Below are 15,898 nucleotides of genomic sequence, written 5' to 3' on the forward strand. Positions count from 1 at the left end.
TCGGTTTCGGCGCGGTGCCACCCGTGGGTCAACTGACCCGACGGGAACGGGTGGGCCCGACCATCCGGGTGGTGACGTCCAGCCGGTGTGGGTGTAGCCCGGAGGTGGCGACGAACCGGTCCACCGCGGCCCCGACGTGGTCGCGGATGACCGCCAGCCGGGCGCGCGGCCCCACCTGTAACTGGATCCACAGTTCGGGACGGGCCGCCGCACCGGTCAGGGTGACGGAGGCTCGTCGTACCTCGGGTTCGCTGGCGAGGTCGCGTTCCAGTCCGCGGGCCAGTGCGGTGCCGCGTACCGTGGTGGTTCCCGGTAGGCGTGGCGCGGCTGTCCGGCGGCTCTCGTCTCCGGTCCGGCGATCCGGTTGGCCGAGGGGCACCTCGTGCATTGCCGGCCGTGACCGGGGAAGCAGCAGCCGGGCGAGCAGGTTGAGCCCGAGCAGGGCGAGCAACAGCCCGAGCACGACGAACAGGGCCAGGCCCGCCGGAGTGGTGTCGCGCCACAGGTTGAGCAGCCCCGACCAGAGCAGCGGTGCGTCGGGATCGGTACCGGGTAGGAGGCCGTAGCTGGCGGCGATGCCGACGCCGCCAATGGCTACCAGCAGTAGCCCGATAGCCGTCCACAGCACCCGGTACGCGGCGTTGCTCACCGGACCCGCCCGCCCCTGGCCAGGTCGACGTCGACCGCCGCGGTCTGCGGCGCGGCGATTCGGTCGAGTTCCCGCCGAACGGCCTGTTCGACTGCCGGGCGTACCGACGGATCGCCGACAACGCGGATCCGGGGTTGCCAGCCCCGGCCCCGGCGGCGGATCCGGGCACTCGCCGACGTCACTCCCGGTACCTCGCCGGCCACCCCAGCCAGTCGTCGCTCCACCGATCGACGGTGCAGGTGCCATTGGTCGCCGAGGGTCACGCTCAACCGCTCCGGGGTCCAGCGGCGGAGTTGGCTGAGCAGGATCAGCAGACCGAGCGCGGTCACGCCGATGGCGACGGCCTGGGTGCGCGAGTCATCGAGCCGGGTGCCGGTGAGCCCGTCGTACCAGCCGGTGCGGTCAATCACCGCCGGTGCGCGGTCCCATCCGGCCAGTATCGTCTCCGCGACGATCAACAAACCGCCGACCAGCAGCGCCAGGGCCAGCAGCAGCGACGCCAGCCGGTTGAACAACCGCATGGTCATCACCTCTCCGGTACGGTGACAGCGAGCGCGACCGGGTCGATGTCGTCGACGACGACCTCGACCGGACGGTGTTCGCCGGAGCGGTCCAGGACGGCGCGTACGGCTGCCCGAACCCGTTCGGTCACCGGAATGATCGGGGACCGGTCCACGGCGACGTGCACCTCGACGGGGTTGCCCAGGCGTACTCCCACCACCTTGCCACCCGGAAACTGGGTGGCGACCTCGACCGCGCCACCGGAGGTCAGTCGGGCCACGCCCGGCACGGCAAGGGCCGCGTCGCGTACGGCCGAAGCGAGTCGTTCCTGATCGTTCATTGGACCCGCTGTCCCTGCTGCTGTTGCTGCCGGTCCGTATCGCCCTCGACGTAGACGTCGTCGACGTTGATGTTCACTTCGACCACCTTGAGCCCGGTGGTCGACTGGATCTGATCGATGACATTGCGGCGGACGGCGTCGCAGACGTCTACGATGCTCTGCCCGTACCAGGTCACGATGTCCAGGTCGACGGCGGCTTCGTGCTCGCCCACCTCGACCGAGACACCCTGCCGGGTCGCTCCGTCCCCGCCGCCGGGCACCAGGTTGCGCAACTGTCCGATCCGGCGGCTGGTCGCGGCCCCCATGGCCTGCACACCGGGGATCTCCCGGGCGGCGAGTCCGGCGATCTTCGCGATCACCCCGTCGGCGATCCGGGTCTTTCCCGCCTCGGTGGTCAGTTGGGCACGGGCCGGTCCGGGTCCGGTGCTCCCGCCGAGCGGTGGTCGCGTCCTGGTCTGCCCGTCGCTACGAGCGGCGGTTTCGGTGTCGGTCATCCGCTTCCTCCTCGCGCTTGCGCTCGTGTTCGCTGGTAGCCGTCCGGCTTCTGGGACAGCAGGATGGCCAGCGCGGCCGCGACTCCCCGGCCACCATGGTCGCGATCCGCCCGGCTGGCCGGGTGGACACCGGTCGACTGGGTGTTGCGGGTGGTGGCGGGTGGTGGTCAGCGACGCCGGGACGCGCTGGCCCGGTCGGCCAAACCGCCCACGGTGATGTCGCCATCGAGTACGCGAACAGCGACCCAGCCGAGCAAACCGGCGAGCACCGCGCCGGCTGCGGCGCCGAAGCCGACGAATGCCCAGAGCGCCGCGATCAGGAAGCCGATCACGAAGCCGAACTGTTGTCGGGTCATGAGTCCCTCCGCAGTACGTCCCGCACGGTCGCCAGTGGATACACCGTCGGCGCGGTACTGAACGCCTACCCGTCCGGCAAATTGGTGACATGCGTCACATTGTTTGCCTCGTTCGGTGGTAGTTCAGATCAGGCCCAGGGCGAGCATCGCGTCGGCCACCCGACGGAAACCGTCGATGTTGGCGGCCGCCACGTAGTTTCCCGGCATGTCGTACTCCTCAGCCGTGTCGAAGCAGCGGGCGTGGATGTCCTGCATGATCTGTCGCAGCCGCTGCTCGGAGTAGTCGAAGGTCCAGGAGTCCCGGGTGGCGTTCTGTTGCATCTCCAGAGCGCTGGCCGCCACGCCTCCGGCGTTGGCCGCCTTGCCCGGAGCGAATCGCACGCCCGCCTGCGTGAAGATCCGTACGGCCTCCGGCGTCGTCGGCATGTTCGCTCCCTCCACCACCGTCGTACAGCCGTTGGCGACCAGGGCGGTGGCGTCCGAAGCGCCGATCTCGTTCTGGGTGGCGCACGGAAGGGCGATCTCGCAGGGAACCTCCCAGACGTTGCGACCGACCACGAACTGCGCCTCCGGGCGGACGGCCGCGTAGTCGCTGATCCGGCTGCGGCGTACCTCCTTCAGCTGCTTGAGCAGTTCGACGTCGATGCCCTTCTCGTCCACCAGATAGCCCGAGGAGTCGGAACAGGCGACCACGTTGCCGCCGAGCTGCTGGGCCTTCTCGATCGCGTAGATCGCCACGTTGCCGGAGCCGGAAACGACCATCCGCTTGCCCTCCAGGCTGTCGCCGTCGGCCCGCAGCATCTCCTCGGTGAAGAAGACCGTGCCGTACCCGGTGGCCTCCCGGCGGACCTGGGCACCGCCGTAGCTGAGGCCCTTACCGGTCAGTACGCCGGACTCGTAGCGATTGGTGATGCGCTTGTACTGCCCGAAGAGATAGCCGATCTCGCGTCCACCGACCCCGATGTCGCCGGCCGGCACGTCGGTGTACTCGCCGATGTGCCGGTACAGCTCTGTCATGAAGCTCTGGCAGAACCGCATCACCTCACGGTCGCTACGGCCCTTGGGGTCGAAGTCCGATCCGCCCTTGCCGCCACCGATCGGCATACCGGTGAGCGCGTTCTTGAAGATCTGCTCGAAGCCGAGGAACTTGACGATGCCGAGGTAGACCGAAGGGTGGAAGCGCAGCCCGCCCTTGTACGGACCCAGGGCGCTGTTGAACTCGACCCGGAAACCCCGGTTGATCTGGACTCGGCCGCGATCGTCCTCCCACGGCACCCGGAAGATGATCTGCCGTTCGGGCTCGCAGATCCGCTCGATGATCCTGGCCTCGGCATACTCCGGATGCCGACCGAGGGCCGGGCCGATGCTCTCCAGGACCTCGCGTACCGCCTGATGGAACTCGAGTTCGCCGGGATTGCGCCCCACCACGTTGGCGAACACGGTTTCCAGCGTGTCATTTATCACGATTGATCCTCCAAGGCGGTTGGTCCGCTGTCCGCGATGATCAACCGGAATCGGCTCGGCGAAGACGCGAATCGTACTATTGATCAAATCTGGAATGTCGGGCTGGCCAGCTCTGTTGCAATCCTTGAGACCCAGGGCGCCTCCGCCGGGCAAGCCGGACGCCTCCCTCCGCGTCCGCCGCCCCTGGCCGTCCTGGGGCTACCTCCGCCAGTTTGTCGTAGTACGCCCCACCGGCGACGGCCGTCCGGGCAGGTTTTCCGGCGGTCCTCACCCGGTGCGGACCGCCCTCCCCCCACCGAGAGGCAGACCATCTTGAAGGCCACCTTCAGTCGATGGCTCCCGGCCATCACGCAGACCAAGGCCCCCCGGGCGGCACTGGCCATCGCCGGTGTGGCCATCCTCGGCGGCCTGGCCACCACACCGGTCCTCGGACCGGCGAAGATCAACCCCGCGCCCTCCGGCGTCGACCCGGGCGCGGCGGCCGCACTACGACTGGCTGTCTCCGGTGCGCAGCCCGGCGACGGTGCGCAGTCCGGTAGCGGTGAACCGTCTGCTGCGGCGTCGTCGGGTGCCTCGGGCGACCAGGCTTCCGGTAGCTCGACGGAACCCCGCGTCTCCGCCGTGCCGGAGGCCAAGCCGAGCATGGAGACCCTGATCCCGCATGGTACGCAGGGCGTGCAGGCGAGGACGCAGTTGTCCCCGGAGCAGTTGGACAACGCGACGTCGATCGTGGGCACCGCCAAGCGGATGGGGCTGCCGGAGCGGGCCGCAGTGATCGGTGTGGCGACCGCGTTGCAGGAATCCAAGCTGAACAACTACGGCCACCTCGGCGTGCTCAACGACCACGACTCCCAGGGCCTGTTCCAGCAGCGTCCGTCGACCGGGTGGGGGACGGTGGAGCAGGTCACTGACCCGGAGTACTCGGCGACGGCGTTCTACCACGGCTTGCAGCGGGTGCCCGGTTGGCAGGATCTGCCGCTGACCGCCGCTGCGCAGCGGGTACAGGTCTCGGCGTACCCGTTCGCGTACGCACAGTGGGAGCAGCAGGCCGCGGAGATCGTCCGTGACCTCTGGACGGGTCGATCCTGACGCTCGTACCCTCGGCCAGACCGGCCGCTGGTCCCGCCGGCTGACCACTCCGTCCCGGTCGCCCTCCCCGGCTTCTTATCCGACCGGGCCGTGGCTGCCCTGGCCCCGTACAGGTCGGTGGTGCCTGCCCGCCAGGCTGTCGGCCAGGGCGGCGACGAGCGCGACCAACACGAATCCGATCGCCACGAACAACGACATCCGGAAGGCTCTGGACCAGCCCTCGCCGGTGGTGGCCAGGGTGGCGAAGAAGGCCGTACCGGCACTGGCGATTCCGATGGCGGCCCCGATGCGCTGCCCGGTCTGCAACATGCCGGCCGCGCTCCCGCCCTGCGCCGCCGGGACCTCGGAGAGGGTCAGGGTCTGGTTCGGGGTGATGACCAGGCCACTGCCCAGACCAGCCAGCAGTAGCGGTCCGGCCGTGGCCAGCGGAGCCTGATGCCCAGGGACGAAGTGCAGCGCCAGCACGGTCGCTCCGAGCCCGATCGCGACCAGCGCCAGGCCGGTGGTGACCAGCGGACGACCGAACCTCTCGACGATCCGGCCGCCCAACCCGGCCGCCGCCGCGGAACCGAGAGCGAACGGGGTGATCGCCAACCCGGCGAGTAACGCGCTGTAGCCCAACCCGTTCTGTAGGAAGAGCGTGAAGATGAAGAAGATCCCGGTGAACCCGGCGAAGTAGAACAGGGCGATGAGCGCACCCAGCGAGTAGGAACGTCGGCGGAACAGCGCCAGGTCGAACAACGGGTCGCTGTGCCGTGCGTAGCGGCGTTCCCAGAACAGGAAACCGGCAAGTAGCACCAGCCCAGCCGGCACAAGTAACCACTTCAGCGGGGTGTGCCACTGGCGTTGCTGCACCAGGGGCAACAGCAGCAGCACGACCCCGAAGCCGAGCAGGAGCACGCCAACAGGGTCGAGGCTCTGCCGCCGTCGCTGCGCCTTCGGCTGGGTGGGGATCAGCCGCCAGGCGAAGAGGATGGTCACGATCCCCACGGGCACGTTGACGTAGAAGACCCAGCGCCACCCTTCCTGCGTGCCGTCGAGGGCGATCAGCCCGCCGCCCAGCAGCGGCCCGACGGCGGTCGAGATACCGACCGTGGCACCGAGCAACCCGAACGGACGGCCCCGCTCCGCTCCCTGAAAGAGCTGCTGGATCAACCCGGCGACCTGCGGATTCAATATTCCGGCAGCAGCCCCCTGGAGCAGTCGGGCGACGATCAGCCAGGTGGAGGAGCGGGCCAGTCCGGCCGCCGCGCTGGTCAGAGTGAACAGGGCGAGGCCGAGGATGAAGACGTTACGCCGGCCCCGGGCGTCGCCGAACCGACCTGCGGGCACCAGCACCAGACCGAACATCAGCGCGTAACCGGAGAGCACCCACTGGAGGTCGCTGGGACCGGCATGCAGTGCGGCCTCGATCGACGGCACCGCCACGTTGACGATGCTCACGTCCAGCAGGGTCATGAACGCGGCCACCAGGCCGACGGCCAGCGTCTGCCAGCGGCGCCGGTCAGCCGGTGCCGTGGCGTCCGGTGGGCCCGGTCGGGCGGCCCTGGCTATGCCGGTTGCCTCGCGCACCAGCGGGGACCGAAGTCCAGCCCGGCCATAGGGGAGTCCTCCCGGTGGACCAGATTCTTCACGCCGAGTTCGTGCAGCGGAGCCACCAGTTGCTCCTCGGGAATCCCGGACTCCTGTGCGATGGCTGCCGGATACGGCACCTGCCCACGCGCCTCCAGTGCGGTGACCGCGACGTATACCCGCTGCTCAAGCTCGGACAGCTGCATCTGTTGCATCGTGACCTCCTAAGTCCCCGACAGCGCTGTCGGGCACGCTGCGATGCGGCGGTTACCCGCTGTCGCCGGGTTGACTCCTCTCGGATCGGAGAAGGCACCTCGTTCTGGTGCGACTCCTGCTGATTGCGGGGGACCCGCTCTTGCTGATCAAGCGCGGCAGTGGTCGCCTAGGCTGCTCCTGTGACCGAATGGGACGTCGTGGTCGTGGGCGGTGGGCCGGCCGGCCTCTCCGCCGCATACGCCGCCGCGCGGGCGGGCGCCCGTACCCTCGTGCTGGAGAAGGCCGAGCATCCGCGCTACAAGACCTGCGGCGGTGGCCTGATCGGCAGCTCCCTGACCGCGCTCGCCAACCGGATCCAGGTGCCCGCGTCGGATCAGATCGGTCAGGTCACCTTCACCCGCGACGGTCGGCGTTCCTTCACCCGCCGGAACCGGTCCACCCCGTTGCTCACCCTGGTCCAACGGCCGGAGTTCGACGACCGGCTTCGGCAGGCGGCCGTCGAAGCCGGTGCCGAGGTTCGGCAGCGAACCGCAGCCCGGGCCGTCGAGCAGGACCCGGACGGCGTACGGATCCGCCTGGCCGATGGCAGCCAGGTGACCGCCCGGGTCGCGGTCGGTGCCGACGGGTCGTCCGGGATCACTGCCCGCCAGGTGGGCGTCGAGTACGGCCAGGTGGACCTCGGCCTGGAACTGGAGCTGCCGGTGCCAGCCTCGGTCCAGGCCCGCTGGCGGGGCCGGGTGCTGCTCGACTGGGGGCCCATCCCCGGGTCGTACGCCTGGGTCTTTCCCAAGGGGGAGCAGCTCACGGTGGGGGTTATCGCCGCTAGGGGGCAGGGCGAGCGAACCCGTCGCTACCTGGCGGATTTCGTGAACCGGCTCGGGTTGACCGGCGTGTCACCCGTACACGACTCGGGGCACCTCACCCGATGCCGTACCGCCGATTCACCGTTGCGTAGAGGTCGGATCATCGTTGCCGGGGACGCCGCCGGGCTGCTCGAACCGTGGACCCGCGAGGGCATCAGCTATGCGCTACGTTCCGGCGCGTTGGCGGGCACCGCAGCGGCCAGCGGCGACCTTGACGGGTACGTCCACGCCGTACATCGGCAACTGGTCCCGGAGATGCGGGCCGGCCAGCGTTTGTTGCAGGCATTCTCCCGACGGCCGGAGGTCTTCCACGCGTTGCTGGCCACCCCGCCTGGCTGGCGGATGTTCACCAGGTTCTGTCGCGGTGACGTCTCCTTCGATCGGGCGGTGGCCAGTAGGCCGGTCCGGGCCGCACTGACCATGCTCGGCTGACCGGCCTTCGGTGGTTCCGGCGCGGTGCGGCAGGCCCGGTCAGCGCGTCGCAGGTCAGGGGCACCGCGGGTCAGGGCACCAGGACCGCCCGACCGTGGATCTCGCCCCGGCGCAGCTTGTCGTACACCTCGACGACGTCGGTCAGCGGGAAGGCGTGCACCTCGGCTTTGACCAGGCCCTGCTGCGCCAGGGCGACGACCTCCTGAAGCTCGGCCCGGGTACCCCAGAACGGGATTCGGGCGGTGGTCTCCAGCGGTACCGGAACCGGTCCGGCACCCGTCTGCAGGGTCAGTCCGCCGCCACCAAGCCCGACCAGCATGAGTTGGCCACCGGCGGAGACCACCGACCGGGCCAGGGTCAGCGTCGAGTCCACCCCCACGAAGTCCAGTACGACGTCCGCCCCGTCCGGCGGCGGTCCGACGATCCGCCGGATCTGGTCCACCGCGTCCTGGCCCGCCCGTACGGTGTGCTGCGCGCCCATCCTGCTGGCCAGCGCCAGTGCTTCCTCGTTGCTGTCCACGGCGACGACGGTGACTGCGGTGGTGGCGGCGAGGATCCGTATCGCCATGTGGCCGAGACCACCGATACCGATGACCACACAGCAGGTACCCGGCCGTAGTGACGGGCGGCTCAGTTCGATGGCGTGGTACGGCGTCAGCCCGGCGTCGGTGAGCGGCGCGGCCTGGGTCATTTCCAGGTCGCCGATCTTCAGCAGGTGGGACGCGGGGACCACCACGTAGTCGGCCAGCCCACCGTCCCGACTGATCCCGATGCCGCCGACCGGCACCGTCCGACACTGGTTTTCCAGGCCGCGCAGACAGGCGCGACAGTGCCCGCAGCCGATGATGCCGTAGACGGCGGCGGCCTCGCCGGGTGTCCAGCCGGTGACGCCCGGCCCGAGCGCCTCGACTCGTCCGGCAATCTCGTGACCGAGGGTGATCGGGGTGGGGAAGCCCCCCGGGGCGTCCAGGATGTGCAGGTCGGAGTGGCAGGCGCCGACGGCTCCGACGCCGAGCAGCACCTCGCCGGGCCCGGCTGTGGGCACGGGTACGTCGACCAGTTCCAGGGTTCCCGGGGCGGTTAGGCGAGCGGCGCGCATTGGTTCTCCAATCCAGCCTGGTCGCCGGTGCCGGACTGTCGGCGACCCGGCGAAGACCGTCATCGGGCGGGTCGAAGCACCTGTCTACCCAGGGCGGCCGTGATGATGTCGCCACCTTGGCCCGGTGGTGGCGACGGAATGGGGGACCGGGCCGAAGCGGTGGGTGCGTCGGCTTGGCGACCGACCGGTGCCGGCGGTCGTCTGCTCGGAGGATGATGTCGGAGACGGTAGGTGTGTCGGGTGGATGTCCGTGGGCGGCAGTCGGCCGGAGCCTGGAGGTTGGTCATGACGGAGGACCGGGAGCCCAGGGAGCGGTTTACGGACGAGGAGTTGGCGTTTCTGCGGTATGCCAGGTTTGGTGAGTTGCCAGACCGGGTGTGCCCGGAGGACCGCGTCGAGCTGACGGAGACGGAACCTCGACGCGACCGGCCGGATCCGGCCGGTAACCCCGACCAGTGGGCCCTACGGCTCGGTCCGGGCGGGTGACGGGTCCGGCGGGTCCTGGCCGGGCACGCCCGGGGTGGGGCTGACCCCACCCCGGACTGGGGGGCAAGCTATAGCGCGCTGTCAGTGTCGTACCGGGCAGAATCAGGCACGCACCACTCGGGTGGTAACGGTCCGGGAGTCGTCGTGATGCTCAACGGGGGACGGCGACTCCCGGACCGATTGCGTCCGGCGCATGTTCGACCCCAACCTCTGGTTCTCGTGCTTTTGGGGTGGGGAGGCAAGCACCCACTGTTACCGCACTTTGCGGCTGCGGTAGGCGAACATGACAACGGCGATGACGATGACGCCGACCACGATGCCGAGGGGGATGAGGATCCGGCGTCCTCCGGAAGGCTCCATCATGTCTGCGATGACTGGTCCAGGCAGGGTGATCTTGCCTTCCGCCTTCCGCTCAACCGTGCCGCTGACCAGCACCAACTGCGCGTTCCAGCGCCCCGGTAGCGATTCTGTCAACTCGGCGCGGACCTGACCGCTCTCCCCGGGAAGAATGGTGACGCCTGTCCGCACGCTGAACGGACCAGCCCGTGCCGTGCCGGATTCACGGGACAGGGACAGGGTCCCGGCGAGGTCCAGGGCGCGCTGGCCAGTGTTCTGCACCTGGGCGGTGATGACGGGCCATTCGCCGGGACCAGGAGCGACCGCGAGGCCACCGATGCGGAAGTCCGTTGGCGGTTCACCTCCCGGCCCGACGTCCAGATAGATCCGGACCCCAACCCGGCGAATCTGACCGATGTTGCCGCCGTTGGTCGGTGGCCTGGCTACCTCAGCCCAGACCGCTGCGTACCGTTCGCCCTGCGATGCGGATTCTGGTACGGCGATGGTCACCTTCACAGACGCCTTGGCCCCGGCTGGCAGGTCGATGTGGGATGCGTCGGTGCTGACCCAGCCGCTTAGTTCATTGCCGGTACGTCCGGCTGATCCGGTGAAGACGTTCCCCTCGATCGAGGCACCGGCAGAGTAGAGGTCGATGCGCTGTCGTTCTCGTGATGCATTGCGGACCTCGACCCGTCGATGGATGGTGGTGCCTGGTCTGAGATGGTCGACGATGTAGGCGCGGGCACGTGGATCCTTGACCCGGACGAATGGGATATCCAGCAGCCGGATGCTTATCGTCTCGTCAGCCGCAACCTGACCGTGGCCGTCGGGGCGCGCGTCGGCTGACGATACGGGCACCGCGAATGCCAGGACGGTAGCGGACGCCAGGATCGCCAGCCGACGGATACGGTCACAGGACAGAATGGGTCACGGTTCCCGTGTAGGTGCCAGCGATGGCGGTGCTGGGGATGTTTACCACGATGGTGGGGTTCCAGGTGGCCGAGTTGACGCCGTTTCCGCCGCTGAGGCTGAATGCCGTACGGGGCACGTTGATGATCTCCGCCTCGGCCGGCGTTTCCTGACCAGGCGTGAAGGTGCCATTTCCGGTGGTCGACGTGGCCGTACCCGACCAGTGGAGGATGTTGATGTTCGGGATCGTCTCCGCCGGGGTGCCACCGCCAGTGGTGAGGTCGGTGGCGATGACCGTGGTGTTCCAACTGGCGTTCAACGCGGCACGCTGGTCGGACACCGTCACCGCCCCGAGTTGACCTGACACGGTGCTTCCCGGCACTCCGGCTCCTATGTTCGCCGTCGCCGGTACGGTGATCGCCAGTCCGTCTGGGGCTGTCACGGTCACCGTCACAATCGTGTCCTCCGCTGAGGCGGCGGTGGCGGACCCGACGACCAGGGCCAAGCCGGCGATGACGGCACCCACAAGCTTTGATCTCATGAAGTTTCTCCGCTGATGTGAAGTATGGCTAAAGCGACATTCTGCATGCTAGTTCCGCAATGCGATCAACCCTGTGCAAACAGAACATCTGCGTGAATCCTTCGTGCGCGGCGGCCCACCGGTACGCCCGCCGTGCGGGGCACCGTGCCGACGCGCTCCTTCGCAGCCCTCAGGGTTGATTCCTGCCCGACCCTGTCTGGGGCGGATGCCCGGTTTTCGTTCATGATCAACAGGCTGGCGACGGGCTGACGCGGAATGTTGGCGGTCGGCCGGTCGTTACATCTTGTCTACGCCCCCACCCCGGGACCTCGGGGTTGGGTGTGGCGTTCTGATTCTTTCCCCCCCCCTCTTTCAGGTGAGCGCGGCGCGTATCTGCGCGTGTGTTCCCTGGCGTCTTCTGTCCCCCGGGAGGCGTTTCCTTTCCCCCGTATTGGAGCTTTGGTCATGAACACGATTCTGCGTAAGAGTGTGCTTGCTGCTGCTGGTCTTGCTTTCACCGGTGGTGTGTTCGCGGGTCCGGCGCTGGCCGACCAGACTGTCACCGCGTCGCCGAAGTCGACTGGTGTCGCCGTGCAGGCTGACAAGCCGGCGAAGGACAAGCTGATCCCGCACGGTGTGCAGGGTGAGCAGTCGCGGATTCCGTTGAACGGTGAGCAGACCGGGAACGTGAAGGCGATCGTCAAGGCTACGAAGAAGGCTGGTATGGACGAGCGGGCTGCTGTGGTGGCTGTCGCGACGAGTCTGCAGGAGTCGAAGTTGGAGAATCTGGGTCATCTGGGTGACCGGAATGATCACGACTCGCAGGGGTTGTTCCAGCAGCGTCCGTCTTCGGGTTGGGGTTCGGTGGAGCAGATCACGGATCCGGAGTACTCGACGACGGCGTTCCTGAAGGGTCTGAAGCAGGTTGACGGTTGGCAGGAGATGCCGTTGACGCAGGCGGCGCAGAAGGTTCAGGTGTCGGCGTACCCGTTCCACTATGCGCAGTGGGAGAGCCAGGCTGCTGACCTGGTAGCCGAGCACTGGAACAGCTGACCCGACCAGCAACTGACAGATAACCGAACCGCAACGGGCTCCCGACCGGACGACATCCGGTCGGGAGCCCGTTTTGCTCTCTGCACTCGCAGCCTGGGTGTCTCGCGGTCGAGTCGCTAGGAAGGGCATTCTTCTATGTAAAATGCGATAAGAAGGGGCCCTTTCCTCCTTTCCGGCTGCCGTTATGATCTTGGTGTGTCTAGTGGATCAAGCCCGTCAGGACCTGCATCGGTGCCCATCCGCCAGCCGACCGGGCCGGGTCAATCGCCTCAACCGGCGGGACGCTGGTCGGCTGGTGGTTCGCTCGTCGTGACGTTGCTGGTTGCGATGCTTGGTGTGGCCGTCATCGGAGTCAACGCCGGCATCGCCTATGCCACGGTTGTCTGGTCGAGCGTCATTCCGATCATGACTGGGCTCGTCTTCTGTCTGGCCTTCGCGGTGGCCGTCCGCCTGCTGCATCGCGCGACCTGGCTGGCCGTCCTGTCGATCCTTCCGGCCGTGTTCGTCCTTGTGGGGTCGGTGCAGCTTGCCCCCGAGGCAGTGCTGGAGAGGCGTGGCACCCGGCAAGAGGTGGCCATTGTCGATGTGGAGGTCAATGGCAATCGGCATGCGTTCCACCTTCAGGGTAGTGACGGGCCGCTCGATGAACAGCTGATCTATCAGGGCAGCTTTCCCAGCTATCGGGTTGGTGACAGGCTGACCGTGGTCGTTGACCCGGACGGGGTGGTCGAGCTTGAGGATGCCGACGACGTCGACTCTGCGGGCAAGCTGGGGATGCTCGTCATGGGCGGCGTCGGCTGGAGTCTCATCGCCTCACTGGCCGGATGGCGTGGGCACGTCCGCCGTAAGAAAGGCCGGTAACGCCCTGACAGGCTAGGCGTTCTCCCTGGTCAACGCGGCCAGTCGGCCAGTTGCTGACGAAGGAGTCGTACCTGCGGGTCGGTCAGACCGTAGCGGGCGAACCGTTGATCAGGAAGCCGATCGAGATAGCGGCCGACGTCGCGGATGTCGTCCAGTTCGAGAGCGGGATCGATTCGGTGAGCGAGCTCGATAAGGCGCTGGACCGAATACCGCTCCAACGCGGCGGCGACGTCGATGTAGTCGCGTGCCTCGCGGCGACTGATCAGCGCGGCGGTCTTGCTGGCCACCAGATCCTCGACGTGCATGACCGGACCGAGGTCCATGACGACCGGGCTGCGGTGCCGGTCGAGGCGGCCCAGGGTGAGCCGAAGCTGCCGACCGTCCCGGGCAACGATGAAGTCCTTCATGTCGAGTTCGAATCCGGCGAAGAGCCCGGCCAGGTCCGTGTCGGGTTCCTCGTCGACCACCTCGAACCCGGCCGACTCGAGCGCGAGGCGTACCTCTGCGGTCGCTGCTGCCGCTGCTCCGTCCACGTCGGCGAACAGGTCGACATCCTCGGTCGGGCGGGACACCAGGCCGTGTGCCACCCACGCCACCCCGCCGCCGAGTACGAACCGGTGCTTGTCGGCGACGGAGAGAGCGATGCGGGCGACCTCTCGGTAGAAGCCGTTGACGTGGGTGGTGGTCATGCCGCCTGACGCAGCGTGGGGTGCCGGCTCTCCCAGGCCCGCCGGACACCGTGCGGCAGGTTGAGGTCCGGCCATACCCGCCGCAGGATGGCACCGTTGATGAGTTGCCGCAGGTCTGCGCAGCGGGTGGTCTCGCGCAGTACGTTCTCGTACATCCACAGCAACTGGTCCGGGTCGGCCAGGTCAAAGGTGCGGTCCGGGCTCCACATCAGCCGTAGCGGCAGTTCCACCACGCCCTGGGTCGGCCCGGTCAGCTCGCCGACCGTCGGGGTCACGACGGCCGGGCGTCCCGGGCGGGCCAGGTAGGTGACGCTGGCCAAGGTGGTGGTGTCGCCCCGCATGGCCTCAGGGTAGCCCGAACAGCGCCTGCCGGGTACGTCCCAAGCCGGCTACGCCATGTGATTTGTGGTAGTTCTTCCCCTGGCCGTGCCCGTTGGGTGCTTTGGCGCCCGTACCTCTCGGCCGACGCGTGCCAGCCCGGTAAGGCGTGCCACGAGTACGGCGATGCAGCCCACCATCGCGGTGCCGAGCAACACCATGAAAGTGGGATAAAGGTATGTCACCTGGATCCAGGCGACATCCCGTCCCCGGTAGAGCACGCTCACCACGTGGTGGATCGAGCTGAAGAGCAGCAGTGGCAGGAGGAGTGGAAGCAACCGTGCCACCGTCCAGAGCCATGCCCTTCGGCCTGCCGCCCAGCGGCGTGCGCGAAGCACCCCCCAGCCGGCGAGTAGTGCGGTAACGCTGGCGAGTGCCAGCAGCACTCCGTCGATGACCAGGAGCGGCGTACCGGTCGAGGGAACCGGCGTGCCCTCCAGCAGCGCGATGATGCGTGCGATGAGCGCCGAGGCGTCGCCGTGGGCCAGGCCGGTGTTCGCCATGACCGCGACGCCGTAGCCGGACGCCGGCAGGAGCGCCTGGTACGCCGTCGAGGTGAACAGGTCTCCGCTGTGTTCGATCACCGGTGCTCCGGACGCGCTCGTTGCGATCGACCAGCCCAGGGCGTAGGACCCCGAGACCGTGGAGGGGGTGTGCAGCGTGGTGAGACCAGCGGGGGAGATGATCGCCGTTCCGTTCCGGCCGCGTCCCTGGTTGCCATGCGCGATCAGCCACGCCGCCATGTCGTACGCGGAACTGAGTACCCCGCCGGAGCCGTTGCCGAAGGCCGGCGGTTCGGGTACGGCGACGGCCATACCGAGGATCATCAGGTGACCCCGCGCGCTTGGCGGCAGGTCACTCGCCACGTTGGCGGTGCGACTGTCGGTCATGCCGAGCGGACCGAACACCTGCTGTCGTAGGTAGTCGTCGAACGAGCGGCCGCTGACCACCTCGACCAACCGGGCGGCCACCTGGAAGTTCGGGTTGTGGTACTCCCACCTCGTACCGGGGTCGGCGGCCAACCGGGCGGTACGCATCGTCGCCACGGCCTCCTGCAACGATCTTGGTACCGGCCGGCGGCTGAAGGAGCGGTATGTCGTGTCCGACATGCCAGAGGTCTGATTCAGCAGCTGCCGTACGGTGATCTGGCCTGCCCGGGGGTCGGCCATCGTGAACTCCGGCAGGTACGCCTGCACCGGCCCATCGAGCGCGACCCGACCCGCCTCCACCAGTTGCATCACGGCGAGTGCGGTGAACGACTTGCTTACCGATGCCACCGCCATCGGGGTGTGTGCCGTGATCGGGTCACCGGCCGGGGTGTGGCCGTAGCCGGCGGCGTGCACCACCGTCGATCCCCGAGTGACCGTCACCGCCGCCCCGGGTAGGCCGGTGGCGTCGCGGTACTCCCGTACGACAGTGTCGATGGCCGAGGCGTCGACGCCGGCCGGTGGACCGAGCGGCGTCGTCGGAGTGGGTGATGCGGCGAGTGTCACCGCGCCAGCCAGGGCGAGTATTCGCGTGATCATGGGGGAAGTCTCGGCCGGTCAGGCGATTCGTACATCGGATCGCGGTCCGAATCCAGGGTCGGACC

General features: G+C 68.2%; 19 protein-coding genes. 5 read left to right on the forward strand and 14 right to left on the reverse strand.

Going from position 1 to position 15,898, the window contains the following annotated elements:
• Positions 1-28 precede the first annotated feature (28 nt).
• The 6 genes from FHR38_RS29495 to gdhA form a co-directional block, all read right to left on the reverse strand.
• On the reverse strand, positions 29-649 hold the full coding sequence (locus FHR38_RS29495) for a hypothetical protein (protein ID WP_184538343.1): 621 nt from the start codon (positions 647-649) through the stop codon (positions 29-31).
• Positions 646-1,170, reverse strand: coding sequence for a hypothetical protein (locus FHR38_RS29500; protein WP_184538345.1), 525 nt, complete (start codon positions 1,168-1,170; stop codon positions 646-648). The genes FHR38_RS29495 and FHR38_RS29500 overlap by 4 nt, the downstream gene beginning before the upstream one ends.
• A 5-nt stretch (positions 1,171-1,175) precedes the next feature.
• The gene (locus tag FHR38_RS29505) at positions 1,176-1,490 is read right to left on the reverse strand and encodes a hypothetical protein (RefSeq protein WP_184538347.1); all 315 of its coding nucleotides are present in this window, start codon (positions 1,488-1,490) and stop codon (positions 1,176-1,178) included.
• Positions 1,487-1,984 (reverse strand): Asp23/Gls24 family envelope stress response protein, encoded by a 498-nt coding sequence (locus tag FHR38_RS29510; RefSeq protein WP_184538349.1) that lies wholly within the window; start codon positions 1,982-1,984, stop codon positions 1,487-1,489. The genes FHR38_RS29505 and FHR38_RS29510 overlap by 4 nt, the downstream gene beginning before the upstream one ends.
• Before the next feature lie 167 nt (positions 1,985-2,151).
• Positions 2,152-2,340 carry a hypothetical protein gene (locus FHR38_RS29515; protein WP_184538351.1) on the reverse strand — a complete coding sequence of 63 codons (189 nt, stop codon included), beginning with the start codon at positions 2,338-2,340 and terminating at the stop codon, positions 2,152-2,154.
• A gap of 123 nt (positions 2,341-2,463) precedes the next feature.
• Positions 2,464-3,804 carry an NADP-specific glutamate dehydrogenase gene (gene gdhA / locus FHR38_RS29520; RefSeq protein ID WP_446685682.1) on the reverse strand — a complete coding sequence of 447 codons (1,341 nt, stop codon included), beginning with the start codon at positions 3,802-3,804 and terminating at the stop codon, positions 2,464-2,466.
• 312 nt (positions 3,805-4,116) lie between these two features.
• Here gdhA and FHR38_RS29525 point away from each other — a divergent pair, with 312 nt between their 5' ends.
• Positions 4,117-4,893, forward strand: a complete 777-nt coding sequence (locus FHR38_RS29525; RefSeq protein WP_184538354.1) for a hypothetical protein — start codon at positions 4,117-4,119, stop codon at positions 4,891-4,893.
• A 75-nt stretch (positions 4,894-4,968) separates the two neighbouring features.
• Here the strand turns inward: FHR38_RS29525 and FHR38_RS29530 are convergent, their stop codons facing one another.
• On the reverse strand, positions 4,969-6,351 hold the full coding sequence (locus FHR38_RS29530; protein ID WP_246447943.1) for an MFS transporter: 1,383 nt from the start codon (positions 6,349-6,351) through the stop codon (positions 4,969-4,971).
• A 92-nt stretch (positions 6,352-6,443) separates the two neighbouring features.
• The gene (locus tag FHR38_RS29535; RefSeq protein WP_184538356.1) at positions 6,444-6,680 is read right to left on the reverse strand and encodes a hypothetical protein; all 237 of its coding nucleotides are present in this window, start codon (positions 6,678-6,680) and stop codon (positions 6,444-6,446) included.
• Between the two features lie 180 nt (positions 6,681-6,860).
• On the opposite strand from FHR38_RS29535, the gene FHR38_RS29540 reads away from it, so the two are divergent.
• A complete protein-coding gene (locus FHR38_RS29540; RefSeq protein WP_184538358.1) occupies positions 6,861-7,976 on the forward strand; it encodes a geranylgeranyl reductase family protein in 1,116 nt (371 codons plus the stop codon).
• 70 nt (positions 7,977-8,046) lie between these two features.
• Here the strand turns inward: FHR38_RS29540 and FHR38_RS29545 are convergent, their stop codons facing one another.
• Positions 8,047-9,075 (reverse strand): alcohol dehydrogenase catalytic domain-containing protein, encoded by a 1,029-nt coding sequence (locus tag FHR38_RS29545; RefSeq protein ID WP_184538361.1) that lies wholly within the window; start codon positions 9,073-9,075, stop codon positions 8,047-8,049.
• A 285-nt stretch (positions 9,076-9,360) separates the two neighbouring features.
• On the opposite strand from FHR38_RS29545, the gene FHR38_RS29550 reads away from it, so the two are divergent.
• Positions 9,361-9,561 (forward strand): hypothetical protein, encoded by a 201-nt coding sequence (locus FHR38_RS29550; RefSeq protein ID WP_184538363.1) that lies wholly within the window; start codon positions 9,361-9,363, stop codon positions 9,559-9,561.
• 252 nt (positions 9,562-9,813) lie between these two features.
• Here the strand turns inward: FHR38_RS29550 and FHR38_RS29555 are convergent, their stop codons facing one another.
• Positions 9,814-10,755, reverse strand: coding sequence for a hypothetical protein (locus FHR38_RS29555; protein WP_184538365.1), 942 nt, complete (start codon positions 10,753-10,755; stop codon positions 9,814-9,816).
• Between the two features lie 52 nt (positions 10,756-10,807).
• A complete protein-coding gene (locus tag FHR38_RS29560; RefSeq protein WP_184538367.1) occupies positions 10,808-11,347 on the reverse strand; it encodes a hypothetical protein in 540 nt (179 codons plus the stop codon).
• Between the two features lie 444 nt (positions 11,348-11,791).
• Here FHR38_RS29560 and FHR38_RS29565 point away from each other — a divergent pair, with 444 nt between their 5' ends.
• Positions 11,792-12,379 (forward strand): hypothetical protein, encoded by a 588-nt coding sequence (locus tag FHR38_RS29565; RefSeq protein ID WP_184538369.1) that lies wholly within the window; start codon positions 11,792-11,794, stop codon positions 12,377-12,379.
• A gap of 231 nt (positions 12,380-12,610) precedes the next feature.
• Complete coding sequence (locus tag FHR38_RS29570; RefSeq protein WP_312882472.1) at positions 12,611-13,240, forward strand: hypothetical protein; 630 nt, start codon at positions 12,611-12,613, stop codon at positions 13,238-13,240.
• Between the two features lie 29 nt (positions 13,241-13,269).
• Here FHR38_RS29570 and FHR38_RS29575 read toward each other — a convergent pair whose 3' ends face one another.
• The 3 genes from FHR38_RS29575 to FHR38_RS29585 are packed head-to-tail and all read right to left on the reverse strand — an operon-like array spanning position 13,270 to position 15,833.
• Positions 13,270-13,929 carry a nucleotidyl transferase AbiEii/AbiGii toxin family protein gene (locus FHR38_RS29575; protein ID WP_184538371.1) on the reverse strand — a complete coding sequence of 220 codons (660 nt, stop codon included), beginning with the start codon at positions 13,927-13,929 and terminating at the stop codon, positions 13,270-13,272.
• Positions 13,926-14,270 carry a hypothetical protein gene (locus FHR38_RS29580; RefSeq protein WP_184538373.1) on the reverse strand — a complete coding sequence of 115 codons (345 nt, stop codon included), beginning with the start codon at positions 14,268-14,270 and terminating at the stop codon, positions 13,926-13,928. The genes FHR38_RS29575 and FHR38_RS29580 overlap by 4 nt, the downstream gene beginning before the upstream one ends.
• Positions 14,271-14,318: 48 nt before the next feature.
• The gene (locus FHR38_RS29585; protein ID WP_184538375.1) at positions 14,319-15,833 is read right to left on the reverse strand and encodes a serine hydrolase domain-containing protein; all 1,515 of its coding nucleotides are present in this window, start codon (positions 15,831-15,833) and stop codon (positions 14,319-14,321) included.
• Positions 15,834-15,898 lie beyond the last annotated feature (65 nt).

This window comes from Micromonospora polyrhachis (assembly GCF_014203835.1).
GTDB lineage: Bacteria > Actinomycetota > Actinomycetes > Mycobacteriales > Micromonosporaceae > Micromonospora_H > Micromonospora_H polyrhachis.

Coding starts and splice junctions, on each gene's coding strand:
- FHR38_RS29585 (WP_184538375.1), bottom strand. CDS start 15,833: ATGATCACGCGAATACTCGCCCTGGCTGGCGCGGTGACACTCGCCGCA.
- FHR38_RS29550 (WP_184538363.1), top strand. CDS start 9,361: ATGACGGAGGACCGGGAGCCCAGGGAGCGGTTTACGGACGAGGAGTTG.
- FHR38_RS29565 (WP_184538369.1), top strand. CDS start 11,792: ATGAACACGATTCTGCGTAAGAGTGTGCTTGCTGCTGCTGGTCTTGCT.
- FHR38_RS29535 (WP_184538356.1), bottom strand. CDS start 6,680: ATGCAACAGATGCAGCTGTCCGAGCTTGAGCAGCGGGTATACGTCGCG.
- FHR38_RS29510 (WP_184538349.1), bottom strand. CDS start 1,984: ATGACCGACACCGAAACCGCCGCTCGTAGCGACGGGCAGACCAGGACG.
- FHR38_RS29575 (WP_184538371.1), bottom strand. CDS start 13,929: ATGACCACCACCCACGTCAACGGCTTCTACCGAGAGGTCGCCCGCATC.
- FHR38_RS29515 (WP_184538351.1), bottom strand. CDS start 2,340: ATGACCCGACAACAGTTCGGCTTCGTGATCGGCTTCCTGATCGCGGCG.
- FHR38_RS29560 (WP_184538367.1), bottom strand. CDS start 11,347: ATGAGATCAAAGCTTGTGGGTGCCGTCATCGCCGGCTTGGCCCTGGTC.
- FHR38_RS29545 (WP_184538361.1), bottom strand. CDS start 9,075: ATGCGCGCCGCTCGCCTAACCGCCCCGGGAACCCTGGAACTGGTCGAC.
- FHR38_RS29505 (WP_184538347.1), bottom strand. CDS start 1,490: ATGAACGATCAGGAACGACTCGCTTCGGCCGTACGCGACGCGGCCCTT.
- FHR38_RS29530 (WP_246447943.1), bottom strand. CDS start 6,351: ATGACCCTGCTGGACGTGAGCATCGTCAACGTGGCGGTGCCGTCGATC.
- FHR38_RS29580 (WP_184538373.1), bottom strand. CDS start 14,270: ATGCGGGGCGACACCACCACCTTGGCCAGCGTCACCTACCTGGCCCGC.
- FHR38_RS29500 (WP_184538345.1), bottom strand. CDS start 1,170: ATGCGGTTGTTCAACCGGCTGGCGTCGCTGCTGCTGGCCCTGGCGCTG.